The 24,350-nt window shown below is 65.3% G+C and carries 23 protein-coding genes; 4 read left to right on the forward strand and 19 right to left on the reverse strand.

All coding sequences use genetic code 11. The features are described 5' to 3' along the window. Positions 1 to 76: 76 nt before the first annotated feature. A complete protein-coding gene (locus HV793_RS07265; RefSeq protein ID WP_054455749.1) occupies positions 77 to 1,240 on the reverse strand; it encodes an alpha-hydroxy acid oxidase in 1,164 nt (387 codons plus the stop codon). Positions 1,241 to 1,445: 205 nt separating this feature from the next. Next, entirely contained in the window at positions 1,446 to 2,342 is an 897-nt protein-coding gene (locus HV793_RS07270; protein WP_054455751.1) for a phytanoyl-CoA dioxygenase family protein, read from the reverse strand. 160 nt (positions 2,343 to 2,502) lie between these two features. Here HV793_RS07270 and HV793_RS07275 point away from each other — a divergent pair, with 160 nt between their 5' ends. Continuing rightward, on the forward strand, positions 2,503 to 2,799 hold the full coding sequence (locus HV793_RS07275; RefSeq protein ID WP_175212927.1) for an acylphosphatase: 297 nt from the start codon (positions 2,503 to 2,505) through the stop codon (positions 2,797 to 2,799). Positions 2,800 to 2,882: 83 nt separating this feature from the next. On the opposite strand, the gene HV793_RS07280 is transcribed toward HV793_RS07275, so the two are convergent. The 6 genes from HV793_RS07280 to HV793_RS07305 all read right to left on the reverse strand — a co-directional run bounded on the left by HV793_RS07280 (position 2,883) and on the right by HV793_RS07305 (position 8,134). Next, positions 2,883 to 3,788 (reverse strand): EamA family transporter, encoded by a 906-nt coding sequence (locus HV793_RS07280; protein WP_054455755.1) that lies wholly within the window; start codon positions 3,786 to 3,788, stop codon positions 2,883 to 2,885. 42 nt (positions 3,789 to 3,830) lie between these two features. After that, complete coding sequence (locus HV793_RS07285) at positions 3,831 to 4,886, reverse strand: threonine aldolase family protein (RefSeq protein ID WP_175212928.1); 1,056 nt, start codon at positions 4,884 to 4,886, stop codon at positions 3,831 to 3,833. Between the two features lie 5 nt (positions 4,887 to 4,891). Next, complete coding sequence (locus HV793_RS07290) at positions 4,892 to 5,626, reverse strand: amino acid ABC transporter ATP-binding protein (RefSeq protein WP_041652034.1); 735 nt, start codon at positions 5,624 to 5,626, stop codon at positions 4,892 to 4,894. A 57-nt stretch (positions 5,627 to 5,683) separates the two neighbouring features. Next, positions 5,684 to 6,373 carry an amino acid ABC transporter permease gene (locus HV793_RS07295; RefSeq protein ID WP_054455759.1) on the reverse strand — a complete coding sequence of 230 codons (690 nt, stop codon included), beginning with the start codon at positions 6,371 to 6,373 and terminating at the stop codon, positions 5,684 to 5,686. Positions 6,374 to 6,382: 9 nt separating this feature from the next. Further along, positions 6,383 to 7,129: an amino acid ABC transporter permease gene (locus HV793_RS07300; protein WP_054455762.1), complete on the reverse strand. Its 747-nt coding sequence runs from the start codon at positions 7,127 to 7,129 to the stop codon at positions 6,383 to 6,385. Positions 7,130 to 7,222: 93 nt separating this feature from the next. Then, complete coding sequence (locus tag HV793_RS07305) at positions 7,223 to 8,134, reverse strand: amino acid ABC transporter substrate-binding protein (protein ID WP_175212929.1); 912 nt, start codon at positions 8,132 to 8,134, stop codon at positions 7,223 to 7,225. A gap of 171 nt (positions 8,135 to 8,305) precedes the next feature. Here HV793_RS07305 and HV793_RS07310 point away from each other — a divergent pair, with 171 nt between their 5' ends. Next, positions 8,306 to 9,238, forward strand: coding sequence for a LysR substrate-binding domain-containing protein (locus HV793_RS07310; RefSeq protein WP_082401101.1), 933 nt, complete (start codon positions 8,306 to 8,308; stop codon positions 9,236 to 9,238). Positions 9,239 to 9,256: 18 nt separating this feature from the next. Here the strand turns inward: HV793_RS07310 and HV793_RS07315 are convergent, their stop codons facing one another. Further along, positions 9,257 to 9,931 carry a flavin reductase family protein gene (locus HV793_RS07315; RefSeq protein WP_054455767.1) on the reverse strand — a complete coding sequence of 225 codons (675 nt, stop codon included), beginning with the start codon at positions 9,929 to 9,931 and terminating at the stop codon, positions 9,257 to 9,259. Positions 9,932 to 9,948: 17 nt separating this feature from the next. Further along, entirely contained in the window at positions 9,949 to 10,431 is a 483-nt protein-coding gene (locus HV793_RS07320; protein WP_054455770.1) for a VOC family protein, read from the reverse strand. Between the two features lie 165 nt (positions 10,432 to 10,596). Here HV793_RS07320 and HV793_RS07325 point away from each other — a divergent pair, with 165 nt between their 5' ends. Continuing rightward, positions 10,597 to 11,520, forward strand: coding sequence for a LysR family transcriptional regulator (locus HV793_RS07325; RefSeq protein ID WP_054455772.1), 924 nt, complete (start codon positions 10,597 to 10,599; stop codon positions 11,518 to 11,520). Here the strand turns inward: HV793_RS07325 and HV793_RS07330 are convergent. From HV793_RS07330 to HV793_RS07355, 6 genes are all read right to left on the reverse strand, one after another. After that, positions 11,517 to 11,984 (reverse strand): DoxX family protein, encoded by a 468-nt coding sequence (locus HV793_RS07330; protein WP_054455774.1) that lies wholly within the window; start codon positions 11,982 to 11,984, stop codon positions 11,517 to 11,519. The genes HV793_RS07325 and HV793_RS07330 overlap by 4 nt on opposite strands. An 11-nt stretch (positions 11,985 to 11,995) precedes the next feature. After that, complete coding sequence (locus tag HV793_RS07335) at positions 11,996 to 13,882, reverse strand: amidohydrolase (RefSeq protein ID WP_217481776.1); 1,887 nt, start codon at positions 13,880 to 13,882, stop codon at positions 11,996 to 11,998. Between the two features lie 127 nt (positions 13,883 to 14,009). Next, positions 14,010 to 14,273 carry a XapX domain-containing protein gene (locus HV793_RS07340; RefSeq protein ID WP_054455778.1) on the reverse strand — a complete coding sequence of 88 codons (264 nt, stop codon included), beginning with the start codon at positions 14,271 to 14,273 and terminating at the stop codon, positions 14,010 to 14,012. Between the two features lie 39 nt (positions 14,274 to 14,312). Then, a complete protein-coding gene (locus HV793_RS07345; protein ID WP_175212931.1) occupies positions 14,313 to 15,017 on the reverse strand; it encodes a pirin family protein in 705 nt (234 codons plus the stop codon). An 81-nt stretch (positions 15,018 to 15,098) separates the two neighbouring features. Then, a complete protein-coding gene (locus HV793_RS07350) occupies positions 15,099 to 16,691 on the reverse strand; it encodes an MFS transporter (protein WP_175212932.1) in 1,593 nt (530 codons plus the stop codon). Between the two features lie 130 nt (positions 16,692 to 16,821). Beyond that, positions 16,822 to 17,508 carry a hydrolase gene (locus HV793_RS07355; RefSeq protein ID WP_054455784.1) on the reverse strand — a complete coding sequence of 229 codons (687 nt, stop codon included), beginning with the start codon at positions 17,506 to 17,508 and terminating at the stop codon, positions 16,822 to 16,824. A gap of 316 nt (positions 17,509 to 17,824) precedes the next feature. On the opposite strand from HV793_RS07355, the gene HV793_RS07360 reads away from it, so the two are divergent. Next, on the forward strand, positions 17,825 to 18,748 hold the full coding sequence (locus tag HV793_RS07360; RefSeq protein WP_119449782.1) for a LysR family transcriptional regulator: 924 nt from the start codon (positions 17,825 to 17,827) through the stop codon (positions 18,746 to 18,748). A gap of 106 nt (positions 18,749 to 18,854) precedes the next feature. On the opposite strand, the gene gyrB is transcribed toward HV793_RS07360, so the two are convergent. The 3 genes from gyrB to dnaA all read right to left on the reverse strand — a co-directional run bounded on the left by gyrB (position 18,855) and on the right by dnaA (position 23,976). Then, a complete protein-coding gene (gene gyrB / locus HV793_RS07365) occupies positions 18,855 to 21,302 on the reverse strand; it encodes a DNA topoisomerase (ATP-hydrolyzing) subunit B (RefSeq protein ID WP_054455788.1) in 2,448 nt (815 codons plus the stop codon). 95 nt (positions 21,303 to 21,397) lie between these two features. After that, complete coding sequence (gene dnaN, locus HV793_RS07370; protein WP_054455945.1) at positions 21,398 to 22,507, reverse strand: DNA polymerase III subunit beta; 1,110 nt, start codon at positions 22,505 to 22,507, stop codon at positions 21,398 to 21,400. A gap of 2 nt (positions 22,508 to 22,509) precedes the next feature. Continuing rightward, a complete protein-coding gene (gene dnaA / locus HV793_RS07375) occupies positions 22,510 to 23,976 on the reverse strand; it encodes a chromosomal replication initiator protein DnaA (protein WP_054455790.1) in 1,467 nt (488 codons plus the stop codon). Between the last annotated feature and the right edge of the window lie 374 nt (positions 23,977 to 24,350).

Genomic DNA, 24,350 nt, shown 5'->3' on the forward strand with positions numbered 1-24,350 from the left:
CGCCAACCGGCGCGTCAACGAAAAAAGCCTGGCACGCTACCGTATCCAGGCTTTTTCTCATGGGCCGCCGAACCGTTCAGTTCGGGTAGGTTCCGGGCAGCAGGATGCTGCGGTCGCCGGGCTCGATCGAGCGACGGCCGCACAGCGCCATCGTCGTATCCATTTCCTTGTACAGGATCTCCAGCACGCGGGTCACGCCGGCCTGGCCATAGGCCCCCAGGCCGTAAAGGAAGGCGCGGCCGATCATGGCGCCGCGCGCGCCCAGCGCCACGGCCTTCAGGATGTCCTGGCCGGAACGCACGCCGCCGTCCATCCACACTTCGATCTTCGAACCCACGGCGTCGGCGATCGAAGGCAGGGCGGCGATGGACGACATGGCGCCGTCAAGCTGGCGCCCGCCATGGTTGCTGACGATGAGCGCGTCGGCGCCGCTATTGGCGGCCAGCTGCGCGTCCTCGACATCCAGGATGCCCTTGATGATGAGCTTGCCGCCCCAACGCTGCTTGATCCATTCGACGTCGTCCCAGCTCAGGCGCGGGTCGAATTGTTCGGCCGTCCATGCCGACAGCGAGGACAGGTCGCTCACGCCCTTGGCGTGGCCGACGATGTTGCCGAAGGTGCGGCGCTTGGTGCCCAGCATGCCCATGCACCAGCGCGGCTTGGTGGCCAGGTTGATGAGATTGCGCAGGGTGGGCTTGGGCGGAGTGGACAGGCCGTTCTTGATGTCCTTGTGGCGCTGGCCCAGGATCTGCAGGTCCAGCGTCAGCACCAGCGCCGAGCAGCCGGCGGCCTTGGCGCGGTCGATCAGGTTGGCGACGAACTCGCGGTCGCGCATCACATAGAGCTGGAACCAGAAGGGTTTCTTGGTGGCCGCGGCCACGTCTTCCAGCGAACAGATGCTCATGGTGGACAGCGTGAAGGGCACGCCGAAGTCCGCCGCCGCCTTGGCCGCCAGGATTTCGCCGTCCGCATGCTGCATGCCGGTCAGGCCCGTGGGCGAGATCGCCAGCGGCATGGTCACGTCGTGGCCCACCATGGTGGTGCGCAGCGACCGGCCTTCCATGTTCACCGCCACGCGCTGGCGCAGCTTGATCTTCTGGAAATCGCTTTCGTTGGCACGGTAGGTGCCTTCGGTCCAGGCGCCGGAATCCGCGTAGTCGTAGAACATGCGCGGCACGCGCTTCTGCGCAATGGCGCGCAGATCTTCGATGCAGGTGATCGTAGAAAGGTTAGCGGTCATGGAGTGGTCTATGGAGTGTTGGGGCGCCAGCTGCGGCTAGTTATTCTTGGACGCCGGGCCGCCAGCTGCGGGCAGCTCCAGCGATTGCGCGGGCCTCCCAGGCCTCGCAACGCCGCCCAGTATACGCGCCGAGGCCGGCAAGCGTTGCTTGCCGGCCTCGTTCGCCCCCCTTATCGCAGGGACTCTTGCGGCCCCTGCGCCCCCGTTATCGCGGCCAGACTTTGGACACGGCCCGGATCGTGGCCCAGGCCACCCAGCGTGGGCTGGTCAGCCGCGCGCCGGGCAGACGGCGCATCACGTCCACGGCCAGCCCGCCGCGCTTGTGCCACTGCTTCTTGCGGGTCTGGCTGTCGGTCCAGCGGCCCTCCAGCCACGGGAATTCGCGGCGGCCCGGCTTGTAGACCGGCGGCGTGTTGTAGATCAGGATGTAAGCCAGCCGCGGCGCCTGCGAGGTATTCGGCCCGGTGAAGTGCAGCGTGCGGGCGTCGTGCACCGTGATGCCGCCCGGGTCCAGGGGCTCCGGCACCGCCTGGTCGCGCGGAAAATCGCCGCAGCATTCCAGCGGATGCAGGGTCTTGTCGCCGCCCGGCGAACGGTGCTCCAGCACATCCCATTTGTTGGAACCCGGAATGAACTGCATGCAGCCGTTTTCCGTGGTGGCCGGCTGCAGCGCCAGCCAGATGCTGAGTTCGTTGTAGATGAAGTCCGGCGAGCGGAAAGCCTCGTCCTGGTGCCACGGCGTTTCCGGTCCGTGCGGCCCAGGCTTGAGCAGGGCGTGCTCGCCATACAGGGCGGCCTCGGGGCCCAGCAGCTGGCGCGCCAGCTCCAGGGTGCGCTCGTGGTACTCGGTCTTCAAGAGGCCCGGGGCATAATGGCGTGGATCGTGCAGGCTGGGAAACTTGGCGGGTTTGGACGGGTCGTCACGGCTCACAAAGTCATACTGCGCACCCTCGTTGTAGCCGGTCTTGTTCGCGAACAGGTCGAGCAGCGTCCTGCGGATGTAACCCACCTCGTCCTGCGGGCACATGTCCTTCAGGGCCAGGTAACCCTGTTCCCTGTAGCGCGCTGTCTCAGCTTCCGACAACAAACTGGTCTCTTCCATAATGGCTTCTCCAAGCTCTGGTAACGGGTGTTCCCGCTGGCACGTTTTGACATGAGCTCTAACGTATCGCCAGGCGTCCCCCCGGCCTATAGATCATCCGCCGTAGTCACTAACGTCTACGTACATCGCCGAGCGCGGCGCCTCATCCAAGAGAGAATCGATGCAAGACCTTAAAGCCGATACCCATATCGAGACCGTGCACGTCACGATCACCGGCACCGTGCAGGGCGTGGGCTACCGCCACGCCACGGTCCGGCGCGCCCACATGCTGGGCGCCAAGGGCTGGGTGCAGAACCTGCCGAACGGCACGGTCGAAGCCATGGTGCAAGGCACCGCCGACCAGGTCGACCACATGCTGGAATGGCTGCGGCGCGGCCCCCCGGGCGCCAGCGTGCAGGAAATCACCACCCGCCGGGAGTACACCGATAAGCGTTACATCCGTTTCGAGCAGCTGTGAGGCCGTCGCCTCTGCTCGCCGTTATGGGCTAGTCTGGTCGGCCGATACGGACGCGAAAGGGAAAAAAGCGCCTGCCGGAAGGCTCAGCGCGTGCGCAGCCAGCGCCCGCCCAGCTGGTTGAAGAGCAGGCCGGCCAGCACGCAGGCCACGCCCACCCATTGCAGCGTCTCCAGGCGTTCGCCGAAGGCCACGGAAGCGGCCCATAGCCCCACCACGGGCACCAGCAGCGAGAACGGTGCGATCTTGGCGGCGGCGTGGCGCGTGAGCAACTGCGTCCACAACGTGTAGGCCACCAAAGTGGCCAGCACCGCCAGGTACAACACCGACAGGATCTCTCCCCAGCCTATGTTCACGATCATGCCGACCACCGGCTGCCAGCCGTCGATCAGCACCGCCAGCAGCAGGAAAGGCAGCACCGGCGCGGCGCTGCTCCAGGCGATGAAGGCAAACGGGTCGTAGCCGGGCGACTTGCGGCTGGCCAGGCGCACGATTATGTTCGACACGGCCCACATGAACGCGCCGCCCAGCGTCAGCACGAAGCCCGCCATGGTCATCTGGCCCGGCCCTTCGCCGCGGCCGCCGGCGATGACCGCCAGCCCCAGCGCCGCCACGCCCAGCCCGATCCAGTGGTGGCGCTGCGCGCGCTCATGCAGGATGGGCGCGGCCAGCAGCAGCGTGAAGAAGGCCTGCGTCTGGATCACCAGCGAAGCCATGCCGGCCGGCATGCCGAACTTCAAGGCGGTGAACAGCAGTCCGAACTGGCCCAGGCCCTGGACCAATCCATACGCCGCGACCCAGCGCCACGGCAGCCTGGGCGCACGCACGAAGAGAATCAGGGGAAAGGCCGCCAGCGCGAATCTCAGGGCGCCCAGCAGCATGGGGGAGAGGCCCCGCATGCCAACTTTCATGGCGACGAAGTTGGTGCCCCAGATGACCACGACCGCCAGTGCGCAGAAATAGTCTTTTCGGGAAAGATGGGTCGTGGTCATGCGGCATTATCGCATCGCGACACCGCTGCTGAACGGAGCAGATCAGCCTGCGTTCAGCACCGTTTCGAAGGCCCGCACAGCCGCGTCGATGTCGGCGTCGCCGATGTGGCGATGAGTCACGCAGCGCAGCCGCGTGCGGCCCCAAGGACGCACCAGCAAGCCCGCCGCCTGCAGGGCAGCCACCCACTCCGTGTTGCTCCTGCCCGTGTCGGCGGTTTCCACCTGCACGATGTTGGTCTGCGGTTCGGTGGCCGAAAGAGCTGGTCCCAGGCGGTTCACGCCCGCGCTCAGGCGGCGGGCGCGGACGTGGTCCTCCGCCAGCCGCCCGGTCATGGTCTGAACGCCTTCCAGGCCGGCCGCGGCCATGATGCCCGACTGGCGCTGCGTGCCGCCCAGCATGCGGCGCAGCACGCGCGCGCGGGCCATGACCGACTGGCTGCCGGCCAACACAGCGCCCACCGGCGCGCTCAGGCCCTTGGACAGGCACAGCGACACGGTATCGGCATGGCAGGCGATCTCGCCCGCCGCCACGCCCAGGGCCACGGCCGCGTTGTAAAGCCGCGCGCCATCCAGGTGCACCGGCACGCCCGCGGCATGCGCCAGGCCATGGACCGCCTGCATGTGATCAAGCGGCAGCACCGCGCCGGCCGCATTGTTGTGCGAGGTCTCCATCGTCACCAGCGCCGTCTTCAACCGGTGGCCGCCAGCCAGCAAAGCGTCCTCCAGGCGGTTCAGGTCCATGGCGCCATCAGAACCGGGCAGACCCAGGTAGAACGAGCCGGTGAACGTGGCCGCGCCGCGTTCGGACGTGTACATGTGGGCGGCCGACTCCAGCACCACCTGCTCATTACGCTGCGTCTGCGCCAGCACCGCCAGCAGGTTGGCCATGGTGCAGCTGGGCACGAACAGCCCGCCTTCTTTGCCCAACTGCGCGGCCACATACGCCTCGAGCTCGCGCACGGTAGGGTCGCCATCCAGGCCGTCATCGCCGATGGGTGCGGTGCGCATGCGTTCATACATGGCCGCGGTGGGATGGGTGACCGTGTCGCTGCGCAGGTCGACGGGTGCGCGGGCGGCGGCGGAGGAGGTCTGAGTCATGGCTGTCAGTGCTGCAGGATTTTGGAAAGAAACTGGCGCGTGCGCGGCGCACGCTCCTCTACATCGCCGAAGAACTGCTCCTTGTCGCAGTCTTCCACGATCTTGCCGCCGTCCATGAAGATCACACGGTCGGCGACGCGGCGGGCGAATCCCATTTCGTGGGTCACCACCATCATCGTCATGCCTTCGGCGGCCAGGTCGGTCATCACGTCCAGCACTTCGTTGACCATCTCCGGATCCAGCGCCGAAGTCGGCTCGTCGAACAGCATCACCACCGGGTCCATCGACAGCGCGCGCGCGATCGCCACGCGCTGCTGCTGGCCGCCCGACAGCTCGCCGGGGTGCTTGTCCTTGTGCGCCGACAGGCCCACGCGCTCCAGCAGGGCCAGCGCGCGCTGGCGGGCTTCGTCCTTGCCGCGCTTGAGCACCTTGAGCTGGCCCAGGCACAGGTTCTCCGTCACCGACAGGTGCGGGAACAGCTCGAAATGCTGGAACACCATGCCGGCCACCGCGCGCAGCTTGGGCAGGTTGGTACGCGGATCGCCCACCGAAATGCCGTTGACCTGGATCTCGCCCTTCTGGAAGGGCTCCAGCGCGTTCACGGTCTTGATCAGCGTGGACTTGCCCGAACCCGACGGCCCGCACACCACCACGACTTCGCCGCGGCCCACGGTGGTCGAGCAATCGTCCAGCACCTGGAAGTCGCCATACCACTTGCTGACCTGCTTGATCGCTATCATCGGGGGCTTGGAAGAGAGTTGCATTGTTGAAACCTGTGGATAACTGGAAGCGCTGCGCTAGCGCAGCACCCGCGTGCGCTTTTCCAGCAACTTGACCAGGCGGGACGCCGTGAAGCAGATCACGAAATACACCACCGCCACGAATAGATAGAGCTCCACCAGACGGCCGTCGCGCTGACCGATCTTGGCCGCCGCGCCGAGGAAGTCGGTGAGAGACAGGACATACACCAGCGAGGTGTCCTGGAACAGGATGATGATGCGGGTCAAAAGCGCGGGCAGCATGTTGCGGAACGCCTGCGGCAAAACCACGTAGCGCATGCCCTGCCAGTGGTTCAGCCCCAGCGCCATGCTGGCCGACACCTGGCCGCGCGCGATGGATTGGATGCCCGCGCGCATGATTTCGCAGAAGTACGCGGCCTCGAACAAGGTGAAGGTGATCACCGCCGAATTGAACGCCCCCACGCGCAACGGCGTGGGCGACCCCACCACCCAGGCGGCGATGTAGGGCATCAGGAAGTAGAACCAGAAGATCACCAGCAAGAGCGGGATCGAGCGCATCACGTTCACGTAGATGCCCGCCGGCACCGACAGGATCTTGAAGCGCGACAGCCGCATCATGGCCAGCAGCGTGCCCAGCGCCAGGCCCATCACGCCCGCCAGCGCGGTCAGCGTCAGCGTGAAGGTCATGCCCGTCTTGAACAGATAGGGCAGCGCCGCCCAGATCACGTCGAAATCGAATTTGCCCATGGTGTCGTCCTAGGGCCTTTTCGCCGAACCGATCAGTCCGGGCACCGCAACATGGCGTTCGAGCAGGCGCATGCCCAGCACCACCACGCCGTTGATGATCAGGTAGATCACCGTGGCGGCGGAAAACGCCTCGAAGATGTGGAAGCTGAATTCCGCCATCGAGCGCGCCTGGCCGGTCAGCTCCAAGAGCCCTATCGTCAGCGCCACCGACGAATACTTGATGGTGCCCATGAACTCGGAGGTCAGGGGTGGCAGCACGATGCGGAAGGCTTCCGGCAGGATGATGTAGCGGTACACCTGCGCCTCGGTCAGGCCCAGCGCCGTGCCCGCCTGGAACTGGCCGCGCGGCAGCGACTGTATGCCCGCGCGCAGTTGCTCGGCCACGCGCGCCGATCCATAGAACCCCAGGCACAGCACCGCGGGAACGAACTGGCCCCAGGGTTGCGGCATCTGCTTCATGGCCAGGCCCCAGGCATGCGGCAGCAATTCGGGCAACACGAAGTACCACAGGAACATCTGCACCAGCAGCGGGATGTTGCGGAACACCTCCACATAGGTCGCGCCCAGCGCATTCATCAGGCGGGAGCTGGCGGTGCGCATCACGCCCAGTACTGATCCCAGCAATAGCGAGAACACCCACGCCGTCAGGGCCAGCGCCAGGGTCCAGCCCACGCCGATGAAGATCGTCTCCAGAAAGGTATGCACGCCGTCCGGCGACATATCCAGGAAGACGCTCCAGCTCCAGTTGTAATTCATGCCCCGTCCCTTGATGGCGATGCCCGCCGCGCCTGGCGGCCGGCGTCCTTGCTAGCAAGCCGCGGGACGCCAGGCGTCCCGCGCACAGCCTGCTTACTCGTACGCCTTGGGATCGCCGGAATCGGTCGGATTGGCCAGCGCGCGCTTGAGCGCATCGCTCATCGGGTACTTCAGGTTGATCTGCTTGGGCGGGATCGGCGCATTGAAATACTTGTCGTAGATCGCGGCCACCTTGCCCGTCTTGATCAGGTCGCGCACGGCATCGTCCACCACCTTCTTGAAGGCCGGGTCATCCTTGGGTTCCATGATGCCGTAGGGCGCCATTTCCAGGCCCTTGGTGCCGATCACGAAGGCGTCGGGATTCTTCGACGAAGCCACCGCGCCATAAGCGATGCCGTCGTCGTTGGCCGAACCCGCGGCGCGGCCGGATTCCACCATCAGGATGGTTTCGGCGGTGTCCTTGGTCGGCGCCATGGTGATACCCAGGTTGCCCTTGGCGTTCAGCTGCGAGATCAGCCGGAAGGTCTGGCCGCCGGCCTGCGCAGCAATGGATTTGCCGCGGAAGGATTCCAGGTTGTTGGGATCCACGCCGCCGTCCTTGCGCGCCACCAGCACCACCTGCGCCACGAAGGTCGTAGGCGCGAACGACACCAGCTTATGGCGTTCGAGGTTATTGGTGGTGTTGCCGCATTCCAGGTCGATGGTGCCGTTGGCCAGCAACGGAATGCGCGTGGCGGAAGTCGTCGGGTTGTAGCGCACTTCCAGCTTGGGCAGCTTCAGGGCGGCCTTCACGTACTGGGCGACTTCCTGGCAGATCTCCACTGTGTAACCGATCGGCTTTTGGTTGCCGTCCAGATAGGCGAATGGGACCGAGGTCTCCGGATGGCCCAGCGTGATCACGCCGGTTTCCTTGATCTTGTCCAGGCGGCTGGGGCCTTCGGCGTGGGCGGTTACGGCGCTGCCCAGGAAGGCCGCGGCGACGGAGATCGCAGCAAGTGCTTTCATCTGATTCCCTTGGCGCCGTTCGAGCGGCGCATGTTTATGTTCACGATCGACGGCGCCAGCCAGGCTGACAGCCGCCTCGTCCCGCGATGAGCCCCGCGGCTGGCGAAAAGTATCAACTAGCGGTATGGTTTTATCCAGTTCCAATCGAGTATTCCTCTATACGGATTTGACATGGCCATTCCACGGATGGGCTTGAGACACATCGAGGCGTTCCGCGCCGTGATGATGACCGGCTCCATGACCGCCGCCGCACGGCGCGTGCACACCTCGCAGCCGCACGTTAGCCGCTTAATTGCGCAATTGGAAGCCATTACCCAGTTCGCCTTGTTCGACCGCAATGGCAGCCGCCTGACCCCGACGCAGGACGGGTCGCGCTTCTTCCAGGAAGTGGAAAAGACCTTCATCGGCCTGGCCGGCCTGGAATCGGCGGCGGCCAGCATCCGCTCGTTCAGCGCCAGCCGCCTGAGCGTGGCCGCCATGCCGCGGCTGGCAGGCGGGCTGCTGGCGCGCATCGTCGCGGCCTTCAAGACGGAATACCCGGACGTGATGGTGTCCATCCATTCCGGCAACGCCAGCACGGTGCACAACTGGATCAGTTCGGGGTTCTGCGACACGGGCCTGGCCATGCTGTCGGGAGATTCCCCCGGCATCCAGGTCGAACCGGTATTGACCATGAGCTGCGTCGCGGTGGTACCCAAGGGCCATCGCCTGACCAAGCTGAAAAAGCTCAAGCCCGCGGACTTCGCCGGCGAGCCTTTCGTGGCCTTCACCAGCGGCACGCCGCTGCGCGAGAAAATCGACGCCGTGTTCAGGACAGCCAAGGTCGAACGCCAGACCGTCGCCGAGGCCGGCCTGGGTTCGTCGATCTGCGCCCTGGTCGGCGCAGGATTGGGCGTGGCGCTCATCAACCCGCTGGCCGCGCGCGAGGAATACGCCGCCCACAACGTCGAAATCCGCCCCTTCAGCCCCGCCGTGCCGGTGACGGTGGCGCTGCTGTACCCGCCGTACCATACGCGCACACGGCTGGTCAGCGTGTTTTCACGTTATGCGCACCAGCTCATGCAGGAAGAGATGGGGGATCTGAAGGCGCGGCCGGGGCGGTGACGCCGCGCGCTGGTGCCATCAGCGCTCTGCGGCCCCTTGCTCCAGATAGCGTTGGGCCTCGCCCGACTGCTTCAGCGCCTCCCACTGCGCCAGCGTCAACTGCGGCATCTGGAAAGCCGCCTGCGGCCGGCAATACCAGCCGGGGTTGTGCAGCCGCGCCAGCAGGTCCATCGCGGGGCCATCCAGATAGAGATGCTCGCGGTCCGCCACCACGTCATCGCGCACGTGCATGGCCGCGACTTGCGCCACGATCAGGCTGCGGCGGTCGATGCGCATCAGTTCATGCACGCGGCACTCGAACGCCACGGGCGACTGCGCCACCCAGGGCACTTCGATGCGCCGCGACGGCGACAGCTCCAGGCCAGCCTCCCGGGACTCGTCCACGTCCGCCGGAAAATCCACCGCCGTCACGTTCATCCGGCCAGCCTGCGGGGCGGATACCAGACTCACGGTGAACTCGCCGCGTTCGGCGATGTTGCGCGCGGTGTCCTTGGGCGCGTCGCCGCGCACGCCGATGCCGACGCAGATCAGCGGCGGATCGCCCGACATCAGGTTGAAAAACGAGAACGGCGCCACGTTCGTCGTCCCTGCGGCGTCGCGCGACACGATCCAGGCGATGGGCCGCGGCACGATCGCCGCGGTCAGCAGCTTGTAGCGCGCCGGGCCCGCCAGGTCATTCAGATCGATGAACATGGCCTATCCCCAGCCCCTCAGTCCCGGCCCTGCGACGGCGCAGCGCCTTGCGCGGCCTTCGCGTCGGCAAAGGCGCGGTCGCTGCGCTTGCAACGGCAGCGGCCGATCTGATGCAGCTCGATCAGGTTGCCCACCGGGTCGCGCAGGAACAGCTGCATGAGCTCGGGCGCGGCCACGTTGTCCAGCTTCCAATAGTCCACCGCAAGGCGCTGCAATTCCGTCTCGGCCGCCGCGATATCGCGCACGGCCAGCGCCACGTGGTTTTCCACAGGATCACAGCCCGGACCTTGGGAATAGGGCGACGGGCCGTCGCTGCCCAGCAGGTGGATCTGGCAGTCGTTGCCCATGTCCAGGAAGTACCCGGCGATGCCCGGAATCTCCCAGCGGCCACGGTCCGTGTCCAGTCCCAGCACGTCTCCGTAGAACGCGCCCATGGCCGCGACCTTGTCCAGCGACATGCGCACGGCGTGATGATGCAGTTCCAGAACTTCCAGCGCCATTTGTCTCTCCTCGTTTCTCATACGGCCTGCGCCCACGCGCGGCCACGGCTCGAATGTTGGTCCCGGACGGGATGCCGGGGAATGCCGTCTGGCGCAATCCAGAAGTGCAGCAGACGCAATCCTGAAACGCCCGCCCGGTTTGCCCGCCGCGCTATGCTTGGTCACATGAAACCGCTAGACCTGAATCTGCTATTGACCCTGGACGTTCTGATCCAGGAAGGCAGCGTCGTCGGCGCGGCGCGCCGGCTGAACCTGAGCACTCCCGCCATGAGCCGCAGCCTGGCGCGCATCCGCGAAGCCGTCGGCGACCCCGTGCTGGTACGCTCCGGCCGCGGCCTGGCTCCCACGCCCCGGGCGCTGGCCCTGCATGCGCAGGTGCGCCATGTGATCGAACAGGCGCAGGCCGTCTTCACGGCCTTCGGCGAGGACGTCAATCTGGCGACCCTGACGCGCGTCTTTACCTTGCGCGCCAACGACGTGTTCGTGGGCGGCTACGGCGGCCGGCTGCGCGAACACCTGCGCCGCTACGCGCCCCGCGCCGTGCTGCGCTTCGTCTCCGAAGGCAATCACGACGCCGACGCGCTCAGCGGCGATGCCGACCTCTATATCGGTTCTTCCCAGAAGTTCGGCGCCGACATCAAGGTGCAGACCCTGTTCACCACCGCCTTCTGCGGACTGGCACGCAAGGAACACCCGATCTTCAAGGCGCCCATCACCCCGCAGCGCTTCTGCGCCTACGACCACGTCAGCGTCTCGCGCCGAGGACGTGCGCACGGACCAATAGACGACACCCTGGAAGAACTGGGACTGGCGCGCCACGTCACGCTGATCACGCCGACCTTCCATGCCGCGATCTTCGCGCTGGCCGATTCCGACCTGGTGCTGCCGTCCATGCCCCAGAACCTGATGCCCGGCGTCGAACGCCTGGGCCTGAAGCTGAGCGCCTTCGAGGTGCCGGTGCCCATGCGCCCTGTCACCGTGGTGCAGGCCTGGCCGCCACGGCTGGACAGCGACCCCGCCCACCGCTGGCTAAGGCAGACGATCAAGCAGGTTTGCGGCACGCCGCCGGATGCGGCGGCCGCCGCTTAGCAGCCGCTCAGGCTCCGGGCGCTGGCGGGCTTCGATTCCCGCAAATCCAGCCACGCCACCAGCAACAACCCGCCGGCCAACCCCAGGTGTTCAAAGAACGAGTTGGCCGCCATGAAGCGCTCCTGCCCCACCGGCATCTCCCAGAATCTCAGCGCGATCCCGGTCGCCACCAGCGTGAAGGCGGCCAGTGCCAGCGCACCCAGCCATCGCAGCCGGCCCGTCAGGATCATGAGCGAAGCGACCAGTTCCAGCGCAATCACCAGCACCGCGAACAAGGGCTCGGGCGACAGCCCGAAATGCGCCATTTCGCGCAGCGCCCCCGGAAAATCGAAGAGCTTCACCAGCCCGCCCTGCAGGTAGGCGGCGCATAGCCCCAGATAGGCCAGGAACCGCAGCGCCGAGGCGCCGAACAGCGGGCGGGCCAAGCCGGCCAGCCGACGTTCCCATTGGAAAGCCGCGTTCATGGCCAACCTCCTCAGACAGCCCAGCAGGAGCAGCCCAGCGCGCCGAAGAAGCCCTGCAGATCGGAGCTGGGCGCATTGGATGCCCATGCGCGGGCATGGTCGTGTCCATGCAGGCCGCAAGAGCTGGCGCACGCGCAGGCCGCCATGTTGCGGTAGCCCAGCGAATTACGGCCGGCGCCGTCAGGATCGCCCCAGGCGCCATAGCCGCCGAACAGCCGGGTAGGCGACCAGTCGGGCATGGCGGGCGGCAGCGGGTTGTCGTCCAGCGGCGCGAACTCTCCCGCGCCGTAGACCACGCGCCCGCCCACCACGGTCAGGTCCGAGGTCAGGAAGGAGATCTCGTCCTCGGTGCAGCTGAAGTAGTCCTTGTCCGGCACGATGAAGTCGGCCAACTGGCCGGGTTCGATGCGGCCGCGCTTGCCTTCCTCGTTGGAGAACCAGGCCACGTTCTCGGTCCACATGCGCAGCGCGGTCTCGCGGTCCAGGCAGTTGCGCGCAGGGTAGAGGCGGGTGCCGCCCACGGTCTTGCCGGTGACCATCCAGGACAAGGACACCCAGGGGTTGTAGGACGCGACGCGGGTCGCATCGGTGCCGGCCGAGACCTTCACGCCACGCTGCAGGATCTTGGCGACAGGCGGCGTGGCTTCGGCGGCCTTTGCGCCGTAGCGTTCGATGAAATACTCGCCCTGGTAGGCCATGCGGTGCTGCACGGCAATGCCGCCGCCCAGCGCGGCAATGCGGTCGATCGATTTGTCGGAGATGGTCTCGGCGTGGTCGAAGAACCAGTTCAGCCCGGTCAGCGGCGTATCGCGATGCACTTTCTCGAACACGTCCAGCGCGCGCGAGATGGTCTCGTCGTAGGTGGCATGCAAGCGCCATGGCCACTTGTTCTGCACCAGCACGCGCACGACCTCTTCCAGTTCGCCTTCCATCTCGGGCGGCATGTCCGGACGCTCGACGCGGAAGTCCTCGAAGTCGGCTGCCGAGAACACCAGCATTTCACCCGCGCCGTTGTGGCGGAAGTAGTCGCTGCCCTGCTTGTACTTCACGCTCGACGTCCAGTTAAGAAAGTCCTCCTTTTCCTGCTTGGGCTTTTGCGTGAAGAGGTTATAGGCCAAGCGCACCGTCATCTGGTTCTCGTCGGCCAGCTTCTGGATCACGGCGTAGTCGTCCGGATAGTTCTGGAAGCCGCCGCCCGCATCGATCACGCCGGTCACGCCCAGCCGGTTCAGCTCGCGCATGAAGTGGCGCGTGGAGTTGACCTGGTAGTCGAAGGGCAGCTTGGGACCCTTGGCCAGCGTGGCGTACAGGATGGTCGCGTTGGGTTTGGCCAGCAGCAGCCCCGTGGGATTGCCCAGGCCATCGCGCATGATCTCGCCGCCCGGCGGATTGGGCGTGGTCTTGGTATAGCCCACCGCGCGCAGCGCAGCGCCGTTGAGCAGCGCGCGATCATACAGGTGCAGGATGAACACCGGAGTGTCGGGCGCGATGGCGTTGATCTCGTCAATCGTGGGCAGGCGCTTCTCGGCGAACTGATGCTCGGTGAAGCCGCCCACCACGCGCACCCATTGCGGCGCGGGCGTGATCGCGACCTGGCGCTTCAACATGGCCATGGCGTCGGCCAGCGAGCGCACGCCGTCCCAGCGCAGCTCCATGTTGTAGTTCAGGCCGCCACGCACCACGTGGGTGTGATTGTCGAACAGGCCAGGCAAGGCCGCGCGGCGCTTCAGGTCGACGACCCGCGTGCCGGCGCCGGCCAGCGCCATGACTTCGGCATCGGAACCAACAGCCACGAAACGGCCGTTCTTGATCGCGACGGCGCTGGCCTGTGGCTTGCTGCGGTCCAGCGTGGTGATGCGGCCATTGTGGAAAATGACGTCCGGCGTGGCGTTGGACATGTTGGGGTCTCCTTTGGAACTGGCGATGGCGGGGCGTCCCAACATACCGTTGAGCGCCAGGGCGGAAGCTACACCGATAAGGTCGCGGCGGGTAGGCATGCAATATCTCCTGGATGCGGGAACCGGCTCAGCCGTGTTCCTTGTCTTGGGCCTGATGGCGGCCGGGCAATTGCCCGAGCACGTGGCTGACGGCTTTTTCCTTGTCGCAGGCGGCGACAAAGGCGGTACCGTTCAGCAGTTGCCTGCCCACCGGAATGACCTGTTCACCGACCAATATGCCCAGCAGGCCGATCAGCGCCACCAGCGGCGGGGCGGGCGAGCGGACCTGCAAAAGGCTGTAAACCACGCCGACCAGCAGTCCGGCGCCCAAGGAAAGCAGATAGATCTTCATGTGCGTCCTCGCGTTGTGTAGGGGTTATGAGCACGCCGCTCATGCGTGCGTATCGGCCAGGAGCACTTCGGCGTCGTCCAGGGCCATAAGGCGCACATCGGTTTCGTCCCGGATGGCGGCGCCGTCGCCTGAGCCGATCTCCACCCCGTTGACTTGCAATCTGCCCTTGGAGGCGACCAGATAGCCGCGGCGGCGGCCGCGCGCGAAGCGGTAGGTGGCGGCTTCGCCTGCTTTGAGCGCCACCGCAAGCACGCGCGCGTCGCTGCGGATGGGCAGCGCGTCTTCATCGCCGTCGATACCGCTGGCAAGCGTGATGAACTGGCCCTTGCAGGCTTCGCGGGTAAAGGACTTCCGGCCCCAGCTGGGCGGCGCGCCGCGGCGGTCGGGTTCGATCCAGATCTGGAACACATGCGCGGGACCACCTTCCATATTGAATTCGGCATGCGTCACGCCACTGCCTGCGCTCACGACCTGCACCTCGCCAGCGCTGGTGCGGCCGCGATTGCCCAGATCGTCTTCATGGGTGAGCGCGCCTTCCCGCACGCAGGTGATGATTTCCACGTCAGCATGCAGCGAAGGCGGAAAGCCCGCGCCCGGTGCGATGGTTTCGTCGCTCCAAGCGCGCAGCGCGCCCCAGTTCATGCGTGCGGGGTCCTGGTAGGCCGCGAAGGAAAAGTGGTGCTTGGCATCGAGCCAGCCGCGGCGTTCGTGGCCCAGGCTCGCAAGCGGACGGCGCTCAATCATGGTGCGCCTCCGTCGCCGGGTTATCGCCGATCATGGCGGCATGCTTCATGTGGTTCATGGACGTGTTCCCGATGCTGCCCGTCAGCGCTTCAAGGACAGGAAGTGATGCACTTCGGGCTTGTCCGGCCCCATGTGAAAGCGCAGCGCTTCCGCTTGCAGATCGGCATCGGCATGCGACACCCGGTGATGCTGGCGCAGATGTTCGGCCCAGGATTCGACGAAGAACCATTCGACCACCCGCTGCGGGTCATTGGTGTGCTCGACCACGCCCCAGGCATAGGCGCCGTCGCGCAGTCGCTCTTGCGACAGGCGTTGCATCGCATCCAGAAAGGCAGGGCGGTCTTCCTGGCTGATGCGGTACTCCACCTGCACCAGCACCGGACCGCGATCGTGGGCCACAGGTTCAGCAAGCAGCGGCTCCGGCCAGTGATTCGACGCCTGCAGATCCGCCTCGCCGACCGGCAGGCTGGCGCGGTGAAACAACAGCGCAACCGCGACCAGCCCGGCAGCGCTGACTGCCAGTGCATAGGGCACGCCGATCTCGCGCGCCACCAGGCCCCAGCCCAGGCTGCCAGCGGCCATCGCGCCGTTGAAGACCATCAGGTACACCGCCAGCCCGCGGCCGCGCACCCAATTGGGCAGCACGGCCTGGGCCACGCCATTGAACGTGGTGAGCGCGGTGATCCAGCCCATGCCCAGCACTACCAGCATCAGCACGGCCAGCCATTGCGGCGGCGCGAACACCAGCACGGCCATGACCGCCGCGCTGGCCACCGACGCCAGCAGCACCAGCCCGTCGGCATTCAGGCGGGCGCCCAGCCTGGGCAGCAACAGAGCGCCGATGATGGCTCCTGCGCCCACCGCGCCCAGCAACACGCCGTAAAAGCCCGAGGAGCCGCCCAGCATCTGCCGCGCCACCAGCGGCAGCAAGGCCCACACCGCGCTGGCGAACAGGAAGAAGACGGCGGCGCGCAGCAGCACGCGGTGCAGCTCCTTGCTGGCCCGCGTGTAGCGCAGGCCGGCGCGGAACGCGCCGAAGAAGTTCTCCGACAGCGCGCTATCGACGGCCGCGGGACGCTTCCACCACAGCAGTGCGGCAATGACGAACACGTAGCTCAGCACATCTAGCCCGTAGGTGACCGCCGCGCCGAAGCTGGCGAGGATCAGGCCGCCCGCCGCCGGACCGATGGCGCGCGCGATATTGATGCCCAGCGAGTTCAGCGCCACCGCGCCCTTGAGTTCTTCGCGCGGCACGAGTTCCGGGACGATGGATTGCCAGGTCGGCCCCATCAAGGCCGCGCCGATGCCGCCGACGAAGGTCAGGGCAATCAGGTAATCGACCGTCAGCGCGCCGAAATGCGACAGGAGCAGCAGCGTGCCGCTGACGGAGGCCAGCAGCAGCTGCACGAAGATCAGGAAGCGGCGCCGGTCCAGGATGTCGGACAGCACGCCGGCGGGAATCGCCAGCAGGAAGATGGGCAGGGTCGCAGCGGTCTGGATCAGCGCCACCGCGGCCGGGCTGGCCGACAGATCGGTCACCAGCCAGGAACTGGCCACGTCCCGCATGAAGCTGCCCACGTTGCCCAGCACGGTCGCGGCCCACAGCACGGCGAATACGGACTGGCGCAAGGGCGCGAAAGTGCCGCGCGCGGCGGGATTCTTCTGGTCTGGCATGGGACTCTCCTGGATCGCGCCAGGCGGCATTCGGACCCGCAAGTCCCGCCGCCCGCCGTGTTCAAAACGCCGTGTTCAAAGACAAGGCGCCGGACCGGCCAGACGCTGTCTGGACGATCCGGCTTGCGGTTTACTTGGCGGGGTTGGGGCCGATGCGTTCGCCGTGCTGCACGCGCTCTGCCAGCTTGTGCACGTGGGTGACGGCGTAGTCGATGCCCATGCCGTAGGCGCCGGAGTGTTCCTTGACGATGCCAGTGACGGCGTCATAGGTTTCCTTGCGGGCCCAGTCGCGCTGCCATTCCAGCATCACCTGCAACCAGGTCATCGGCACGGCGCCGGCCTGCACCATGCGGTCCATGGCGTACTTGTGCGCGTCCACCGAGGTGCCGCCTGAAGCATCAGCCACCATGTAGATTTCGTACTCGCCTTCCAGCATGGCGCATAGCGCGAAGGTGGTGTTGCAGACCTCGGTCCACAGGCCGGCGACGATGACCTTCTTGCGGCCATTGGCGGCCAGCGCGTCGCGCACGTTCTGGTCGTCCCAGGAATTCATGGAGGTGCGCTCCAGGATCTTGTTCTCGGGGAACACAGCCAGCAGTTCGGGGTAGGTATTGCCGGAGAAGCTGTCGGTTTCGACGGTGGTGATGGTGGTGGGGATATTGAAGGCGCGTGCGGCCTTGGCCAGGCCCACCACGTTGTTCTTCAGGGTCTGGCGGTCGATGGATTGCACGCCGAAGGCCATCTGCGGCTGCTGGTCGATGAAAATGATCTGGCTGTTCTGCGGGGTCAGGACTTCGAGGTATTTGTTGGCGGACATGGCGGATCTCTCTTTAAGGAAAACTATCAAATAGGGCGGCAGCAAAGAATTCGGTGTAGCTGGCAAACCATCCCGGTCTGCCCCGTTGCGACGATGGCGGGGTGCCGCTGGAAGGTCCCGTGCATCTCGTCTGTCGGTGTATGCATAGTAGGGAGAGGCCGCTTTCCTGAGAACCCGCAGCATGGAATTCCATCCTTTCCATTTTTTGCATGATGACCATGGCGTGACAGTCTCTGCTGCACTGCGTTCAACACCATTCTTGTCCATGCCATAGGCAGGGGCTATCATCGGCGCGGGCATTTCCCGAGAACACAAGATGAGCAAGCTGCCGGATTTAGAGGGTTGGGCGATCTTCGCCAAGGTCGCCGATACAGGGTCGTTCGCCAAGGCGGCGGCCGAGTTCGGCTTGGCGCAGGCCACGGTTTCCAAGACCATCAGCCGTCTGGAAGCGCGCATGAAGACCACGCTGTTTCATCGCACCTCCCGCAGCATGACCTTGACCGAATCCGGCTACGCGGCGCTGGAACGCGCAGCGCGCATATTGGAGGAAGGCGAGGCCGTCGAATCCGAGGTGACGGAAAAGTCGAGCAGCCTGCGCGGCAAGATCAGGCTGTCCGCGCCCATGTCCTTTGGGGTCACGCATCTGGCGCCGATGCTGCCGCCATTCATGCAGGCCAATCCCGACGTGGCCCTGGAAATCGAATTCAGCGACAAGCAGGCCGACCTGGTCTCGGAACGCTTCGACCTGGCGCTGCGCATCTCCAATCTGGTGGATTCGACGCTGCTGGCGCGGCGGCTCTGCTCGGTGCGCATCCTGCTGGTGGGCGCGCCCAGCTACTTCAAGCGCGCGGGACGCCCCAAGCATCCAAAGGACCTGGCACAGCACACCGCGTTGCAATACATGTATGCGCGCAACGGCGCGAGCTGGCGCTTCCGCCATGAAAAGCACGGCGAGTTTTCGCAGTCGCTGCCGGTGCACCTGAACGTGAACAACGCCGAAGCCCTGACGCCGGCGCTGCAGGCGGGCATGGGTCTGGCCCTGCAGCCCGAGTTTCTGGCGTGGAAGGATTTGCAATCGGGCGCGCTGGAGACCGTGATGGACGACTGGCAGGTGGATCCCATCGCCCTGCACATCGTCACCCCGCCTGGCCGCCGCCGGCCGGCCCGGGTGCAGGCGTTCATTGAATATCTGGCCGAGCGCTTGACGGCCGAGCCTTGGGCCAATGATGTGCAGGTGTAGAAGGATTGCGTTTTCCGGGCCGCGCCGGACTGGCGCATGAAAAAGGGGCTGCGCAAGGCAGCCCCTTTTCTATGGCGTCCAGGATCTCTGCCGAGATCCGACGCGATCAGGCGTCGATATTCCCCGCCGACAACGCATGCGTCTCGATGAAGTTGCGGCGCGGTTCGACGTCGTCGCCCATCAGCGTGGTGAAGACCTCGTCGGCCGCGATGGCGTCCTCGATCTGCACGCGCAACAAACGGCGCACCTTCGGGTCCATGGTGGTTTCCCACAGCTGTTCCGGGTTCATTTCGCCCAGACCCTTGTAGCGTTGCTTGGAGATGCTGCGGTCGGCTTCGCTGCGCAGCCACTGCATGGCCTCGCGGAAATCGGACACGGTCTGTTCCTTGCGCTTGTCGCCTTCGCCGCGGGCGGCCAGCGAACGCGCGCCGACCTTGCCGGAGAAGCTCTTGGCGGCCTTGGACAGGACCGCGTAGTCCGAACCGTTGACGAAGTCCGCATCGATGATGCTCACGCGCACGTTGCCGTGGTGCATGCGCTGCACCGACAGACGATGGCGCTCGGTGGATTCGTCGAACTCCGGCACGACTTCCACGCCGTTGCCGCTGACCGGGTCGCGCATGGCGTCGGCCAGGCGGCGCGCGGAATCGGCGGTGGACTCGGCCGATTCCAGGTTGATCTCCACGCCTTCGGCCATGGCCGACAGCGCGCCCACGTCGAATACGCGCGACAGGCGCGCGATCACGGCGTCGGCCGCGACGTACTGGCGGGCCAGGTCGTTGAGTTCGTCGCCGCGGATGATGTTGCCGCCCGAGATGATCTCGGCATCCTTCAGCGCCAGTTGCAGCATGAACTGCGCTTCTTCCTGGTCGTCTTTCAGATAGCGTTCTTCGCGGCCGACCTTGACCTTGTACAGCGGCGGCTGGGCGATATACACGTAGCCGCGCTGCACCAGTTCAGGCATCTGGCGGTACAGCAGCGTCAGCAGCAGGGTGCGGATGTGCGCGCCGTCCACGTCCGCGTCGGTCATGATGATGAGGCGGTGGTAGCGCAGCTTGTCGACGTTGAAGTCAGGACCGATGCTGGTGCCCAGCGCGGTGATCAGCGTGGCGATCTGCTCGCTGGCGATCAGGCGGTCGAAACGCGCCTTCTCGACGTTCAGCACCTTGCCGCGCAACGGCAGGATGGCCTGGAACTTGCGATCGCGGCCTTGCTTGGCCGAGCCGCCTGCGGAGTCACCCTCGACGATGTACAGCTCGCACAGTGCGGGGTCCTTTTCCTGGCAGTCGGCCAGCTTGCCGGGCAGGCCTGCGCCTTCCAGCACGCTCTTGCGGCGCGTCATTTCGCGCGCCTTGCGCGCGGCTTCGCGGGCGCGGGCGGCTTCGACGATCTTGGCGCACAGCGCCTTGGCGTCGTTCGGGTGTTCCAGCAGCCAGGTTTCCAGCGTGCGCGCCACGGCTTCCTCAACCGCCGGACGCACTTCGCTGGAGACCAGCTTGTCCTTGGTCTGGCTGCTGAACTTGGGCTCGGGCACCTTCACCGACAGCACGCAGGCCAGGCCTTCGCGCATGTCGTCGCCGGACGTCTCGACCTTGGCCTTCTTGGCCAGTTCGTTGTCGGTGATGTACTTGTTGATGATGCGGGTCATTGCCGCGCGCAGGCCGGTCAGGTGCGAGCCGCCGTCGCGCTGCGGAATGTTGTTGGTGAAGCACAGCACGCTTTCGCTGTAGCTGTCGTTCCACTGCATCGCCACTTCGACGCCGACCGGCACGCCGCCCGCCGAGGACTCGGTGGTGACCGAGAACACGTTCGGGTGCAGCACGGTCTTGCTGCGATTGATGTATTCGACGAAGCCCTTCACGCCGCCGGAGAAGGCGAAGTTCTCTTCCTTGCCCTGGCGCTGGTCGATCAGGCGGATCTTCACGCCATTGTTCAAGAACGACAGTTCGCGCAGGCGCTTCGAGAGGATCTCGTAGTGGTACTCGATGTTGTTGAAGATGATCGGGTCGGCCAAAAAGCGCACTTCGGTGCCGCGCTTGTCGGTCGTACCGGTCACGGCCAGGGGCGCGACGCGCTCGCCCTGGCGGAACTCCATCTGGTGCACTTCGCCGTTGCGGCGGATGGTCAGCCGCAGCCATTCGGACAGCGCGTTCACGCAAGACACGCCCACGCCGTGCAGGCCGCCGGACACCTTGTAGGAGTTCTGGTCGAACTTGCCGCCAGCGTGCAGTTCGGTCATGACGATTTCGGCCGCGCTGCGGTGGAATTCGTCATCCTTGTGGATGTCGGTGGGGATGCCGCGGCCGTTGTCGGTGACCGAGATCGAGTTGTCGGTGTGGATCGTGACGACGATGTCGTCGCAGTAGCCGGCCAGGGCTTCGTCGATGGCGTTGTCGACGACTTCGAACACCATGTGGTGCAAGCCGGTGCCGTCGGATGTGTCGCCGATGTACATGCCGGGGCGCTTGCGCACGGCCTCCAGCCCCTTGAGCATCTTGATCGAGTCAGCGCCGTAGCCGCTGTTCTCGGGAGTGGTGTTCTGCTGATCTGACATGTCTGTATCGATAACGCTTTAAAGAACGGCCTGGCGGCCGGACCGCCCACGGGCCCTCGGGCCCGCAAGCGGCACAAACCCACGATGGGTGCGGATCAAATCCGCATGGGCATGACGACGTACTTGAACTGGTCGTCTTCGGGCAGGGTGATGAGCGCCGACGCGTTGGCATCGGGCATGACCGACCACTGGATGTTGTCCACCTTGACGTTGGACAGCACGTCGAGCAGGTAGCCGACGTTGAAGCCCACATCGAGGGCTTCATGGCCGTAGTCGATGTCGATTTCTTCCTGCGCCTCTTCCTGCTCGGCGTTGGAGGACGAGATCTTCATCTGGTTCTGCGCCAGTTGCAGGCGCACGCCCTTGAACTTGTCGGTGGTCAGGATGGCGGCGCGCTGCAGGCTGCCCTGGAGCGCTTCGCGGCCGACCAGGAAATGGCGCGTGTAGTTCGTCGGGATCACGCGCGTGAAGTCCGGGAACTTGCCTTCCACCAGCTTGGAGACGAGCTCCACGTCGCCGAAGCGGAAGCGGATCTGGCCCGGCGCCACGTCGATCGAAACCGGCTCGTCGGAGTCTTCCAGCAGGCGCTGCATTTCCAGCACGGTCTTGCGCGGCACGATCACTTCGTGGCGTTCGCTGATGCCGTCGGCTTCCGTCGAGCAGTGCGCCAGGCGGTGGCCATCGGTGGCGACCGCACGCACGCGGCCCGGTTCAAACACCAGCAGCATGCCGTTCAGGTAGTAGCGGATGTCCTGTTGCGCCATGGCGAAGTGCACCATGTTGAACAGGTGGCGCAGCGTGCGCTGCGGCATGGTCAGCGACACGTCCCACTGTTCGGGCTGAGCCACGGTGGGGAATTCGCTGGCGGCCAGCGTCTGCAGGGCGAAGCGGCTCTTGGCCGATTGCACCGACAGCTTGTTGCTGGCCAGCGCCAGGCGCACGTCGCCGGTGTCCGGCAGGGCCTTCAGGATATCCAGCAGCTTGCGCGCCGCGACCGTGGTGGATTCGTTGTCTTGACCCACGCCGAAGTCGGCATGGGTGGTGATCTGTACTTCCAGGTCGGTCGCAATGAAGGCAACCTTGTTGCCTTCCTTGCGCATCAGGATGTTCGCCAGGATGGGCAGGGTATGGCGTCTTTCGACGATGCCCGCCACAGTCGACAGCGGTTTCAGCAATGCATCGCGTGTGGTTTGTACGAGTTGCATGTTCATCCTTTTAGAGTTTGTTCCAACACGTGCAGGGTATGGTTGAGCTCCGCTTGCTTGGCGCGGGCGTCGGAAATCTTGCGTACGGCATGCAGCACGGTGGTGTGATCACGGCCACCGAACAGATCGCCGATTTCCGGCAGGCTTTTCTGGGTCAGCTCCTTCGCCAGGTACATCGCGACCTGGCGCGGCAAAGCGATATTGGCGGGCCGGCGTTTCGAGTACATGTCGGCCACTTTGATCTTGTAGAAATCCGCCACCGTCTTCTGGATGTTCTCCACGGTGATCTGGCCGTTGGACACGGACAGCAGGTCCTTCAGGGCTTCCTTGCAGACATCCACCGTCAGCACGTCGCGGCCGTGGAAGCGCGCATAGGCCAGCACCTTGCGCAGCGCGCCTTCCAGTTCGCGCACGTTGCTGCGCAGATGCTTGGCGATGAAGAACGCCACTTCCTCGGGCATGGGCACGCCTTCGGACTCCGCCTTGCGCAACAGGATCGCCACGCGCATTTCCAGTTCCGGCGGCTCGATGGCCACCGTCAGGCCGGAGTCGAAGCGCGAGATCAGGCGGCTGTCGATGCCCGACAGTTCCTTAGGATAGGTATCGCTGGTGATGATGATCTGCTTGCGCTGAGCCACCATCGCTTCGAACGCGTAGAAGAATTCTTCCTGCGTGCGGTTCTTGCCGGAGAAGAACTGGATATCGTCGATCAGCAGCAGGTCGAGCGAATGGTAATAACGCTTGAAGTCGTCGAACGCCTTGCGCTGGTAGGCCTTCACCACGTCCGACACGTATTGGTCGGCATGCACATAGCGCACGCGCACACCGGTCCCCGCCGCCACCATCGCATTGCCGATGGCGTGGATCAGGTGGGTTTTGCCCAGGCCCACGCCGCCGTACAGGAACAGCGGGTTGTAGGACGTGCCAGGGTTCTCGGCGACCTGCAACGCAGCGGCGCGCGCCAACTGGTTCGCCTTACCCGTCACGAAGTTCTCGAACGTCAGATCGGTGTTCAGGCGCGAACGCTCGTACACGATGCTTGCCGCGTCCGCGTTCACCGCTTGCGCGGCCTGCGCGGCCGCCGTGGTCGCCGGGGCTGCGGGTGCAGGCGTTACCGGGGCCATCGGTGGCGGCGCGCCGCCTGAAGGGGAAGCAGCGGACGGATACGCGGGCGCCGCGGGTGCGGCGCGTACGGGCGCGACCGGCATGCGCGGCGTGGCGCCTTGCGTCGGCAACTCGAACAGCACCTGCACCGGACGCTCGAACCACTCCGCGGCCAACGCTTCGATCTGGTGGGAAAAGTTCTTCCGTACCCAATCCAGTTTGAACCGGTTGGGAGCGGCAACGCGCAGCACCGCCTGCGTTTCGTCGTACGCAAGCGGGACCAGCGGTCGTATCCACGCGCTGATTTGTTGGGGGGGGAGTTCCTGCTCAAGACGACTGACGCAGGTCTGCCAGAATTCTTTCATGTCGCTCTTATTCAAACCTCGATTCTACCTTGCCTGGGCTGGGGTTATCCACAGGGTAGGGCATAAGCGTCCGTGCGGCGCAGTCTTAACTGTTTGACAAGACAGGGAAAACTTGCTGAAATGGTGGGCTTTTCCGAATTCTGTCTGTCAGAAGGTTCCACAGAGAGCTTAGCCGCGCTTTGTTGGCAGTGGTGTCTAACGATGCCTACCGCCCACGCAACTGCCTGGTTTTGCTTCTAATAGGTCGCCCGGGGTTTCCCGGTCAGAGCCCCGTCTACGAGCTGTTTTTTTGCACCTGTTGCAAAAATGCTCATTAGATACCCGCTTCCTGAATGCGCGACCAGGAACCCTTCCGGGCAGGTCCCTTCTGACTT

It is taken from the genome of Achromobacter aegrifaciens (genome assembly GCF_902859965.1).
Taxonomy (GTDB): Bacteria; Pseudomonadota; Gammaproteobacteria; order Burkholderiales; family Burkholderiaceae_B; genus Achromobacter; species Achromobacter aegrifaciens.

What these genes read in the sequence shown, in the direction of transcription:
- HV793_RS07265 (WP_054455749.1), bottom strand. Translation starts at nt 1,240, where the DNA reads ATGACCGCTAACCTTTCTACGATCACCTGCATCGAAGATCTGCGCGCC.
- HV793_RS07270 (WP_054455751.1), bottom strand. Translation starts at nt 2,342, where the DNA reads ATGGAAGAGACCAGTTTGTTGTCGGAAGCTGAGACAGCGCGCTACAGG.
- HV793_RS07275 (WP_175212927.1), top strand. Translation starts at nt 2,503, where the DNA reads ATGCAAGACCTTAAAGCCGATACCCATATCGAGACCGTGCACGTCACG.
- HV793_RS07280 (WP_054455755.1), bottom strand. Translation starts at nt 3,788, where the DNA reads ATGACCACGACCCATCTTTCCCGAAAAGACTATTTCTGCGCACTGGCG.
- HV793_RS07285 (WP_175212928.1), bottom strand. Translation starts at nt 4,886, where the DNA reads ATGACTCAGACCTCCTCCGCCGCCGCCCGCGCACCCGTCGACCTGCGC.
- HV793_RS07290 (WP_041652034.1), bottom strand. Translation starts at nt 5,626, where the DNA reads ATGATAGCGATCAAGCAGGTCAGCAAGTGGTATGGCGACTTCCAGGTG.
- HV793_RS07295 (WP_054455759.1), bottom strand. Translation starts at nt 6,373, where the DNA reads ATGGGCAAATTCGATTTCGACGTGATCTGGGCGGCGCTGCCCTATCTG.
- HV793_RS07300 (WP_054455762.1), bottom strand. Translation starts at nt 7,129, where the DNA reads ATGAATTACAACTGGAGCTGGAGCGTCTTCCTGGATATGTCGCCGGAC.
- HV793_RS07305 (WP_175212929.1), bottom strand. Translation starts at nt 8,134, where the DNA reads ATGAAAGCACTTGCTGCGATCTCCGTCGCCGCGGCCTTCCTGGGCAGC.
- HV793_RS07310 (WP_082401101.1), top strand. Translation starts at nt 8,306, where the DNA reads ATGGCCATTCCACGGATGGGCTTGAGACACATCGAGGCGTTCCGCGCC.
- HV793_RS07315 (WP_054455767.1), bottom strand. Translation starts at nt 9,931, where the DNA reads ATGTTCATCGATCTGAATGACCTGGCGGGCCCGGCGCGCTACAAGCTG.
- HV793_RS07320 (WP_054455770.1), bottom strand. Translation starts at nt 10,431, where the DNA reads ATGGCGCTGGAAGTTCTGGAACTGCATCATCACGCCGTGCGCATGTCG.
- HV793_RS07325 (WP_054455772.1), top strand. Translation starts at nt 10,597, where the DNA reads ATGAAACCGCTAGACCTGAATCTGCTATTGACCCTGGACGTTCTGATC.
- HV793_RS07330 (WP_054455774.1), bottom strand. Translation starts at nt 11,984, where the DNA reads ATGAACGCGGCTTTCCAATGGGAACGTCGGCTGGCCGGCTTGGCCCGC.
- HV793_RS07335 (WP_217481776.1), bottom strand. Translation starts at nt 13,882, where the DNA reads ATGTCCAACGCCACGCCGGACGTCATTTTCCACAATGGCCGCATCACC.
- HV793_RS07340 (WP_054455778.1), bottom strand. Translation starts at nt 14,273, where the DNA reads ATGAAGATCTATCTGCTTTCCTTGGGCGCCGGACTGCTGGTCGGCGTG.
- HV793_RS07345 (WP_175212931.1), bottom strand. Translation starts at nt 15,017, where the DNA reads ATGATTGAGCGCCGTCCGCTTGCGAGCCTGGGCCACGAACGCCGCGGC.
- HV793_RS07350 (WP_175212932.1), bottom strand. Translation starts at nt 16,691, where the DNA reads ATGCCAGACCAGAAGAATCCCGCCGCGCGCGGCACTTTCGCGCCCTTG.
- HV793_RS07355 (WP_054455784.1), bottom strand. Translation starts at nt 17,508, where the DNA reads ATGTCCGCCAACAAATACCTCGAAGTCCTGACCCCGCAGAACAGCCAG.
- HV793_RS07360 (WP_119449782.1), top strand. Translation starts at nt 17,825, where the DNA reads ATGAGCAAGCTGCCGGATTTAGAGGGTTGGGCGATCTTCGCCAAGGTC.
- gyrB (WP_054455788.1), bottom strand. Translation starts at nt 21,302, where the DNA reads ATGTCAGATCAGCAGAACACCACTCCCGAGAACAGCGGCTACGGCGCT.
- dnaN (WP_054455945.1), bottom strand. Translation starts at nt 22,507, where the DNA reads ATGCAACTCGTACAAACCACACGCGATGCATTGCTGAAACCGCTGTCG.
- dnaA (WP_054455790.1), bottom strand. Translation starts at nt 23,976, where the DNA reads ATGAAAGAATTCTGGCAGACCTGCGTCAGTCGTCTTGAGCAGGAACTC.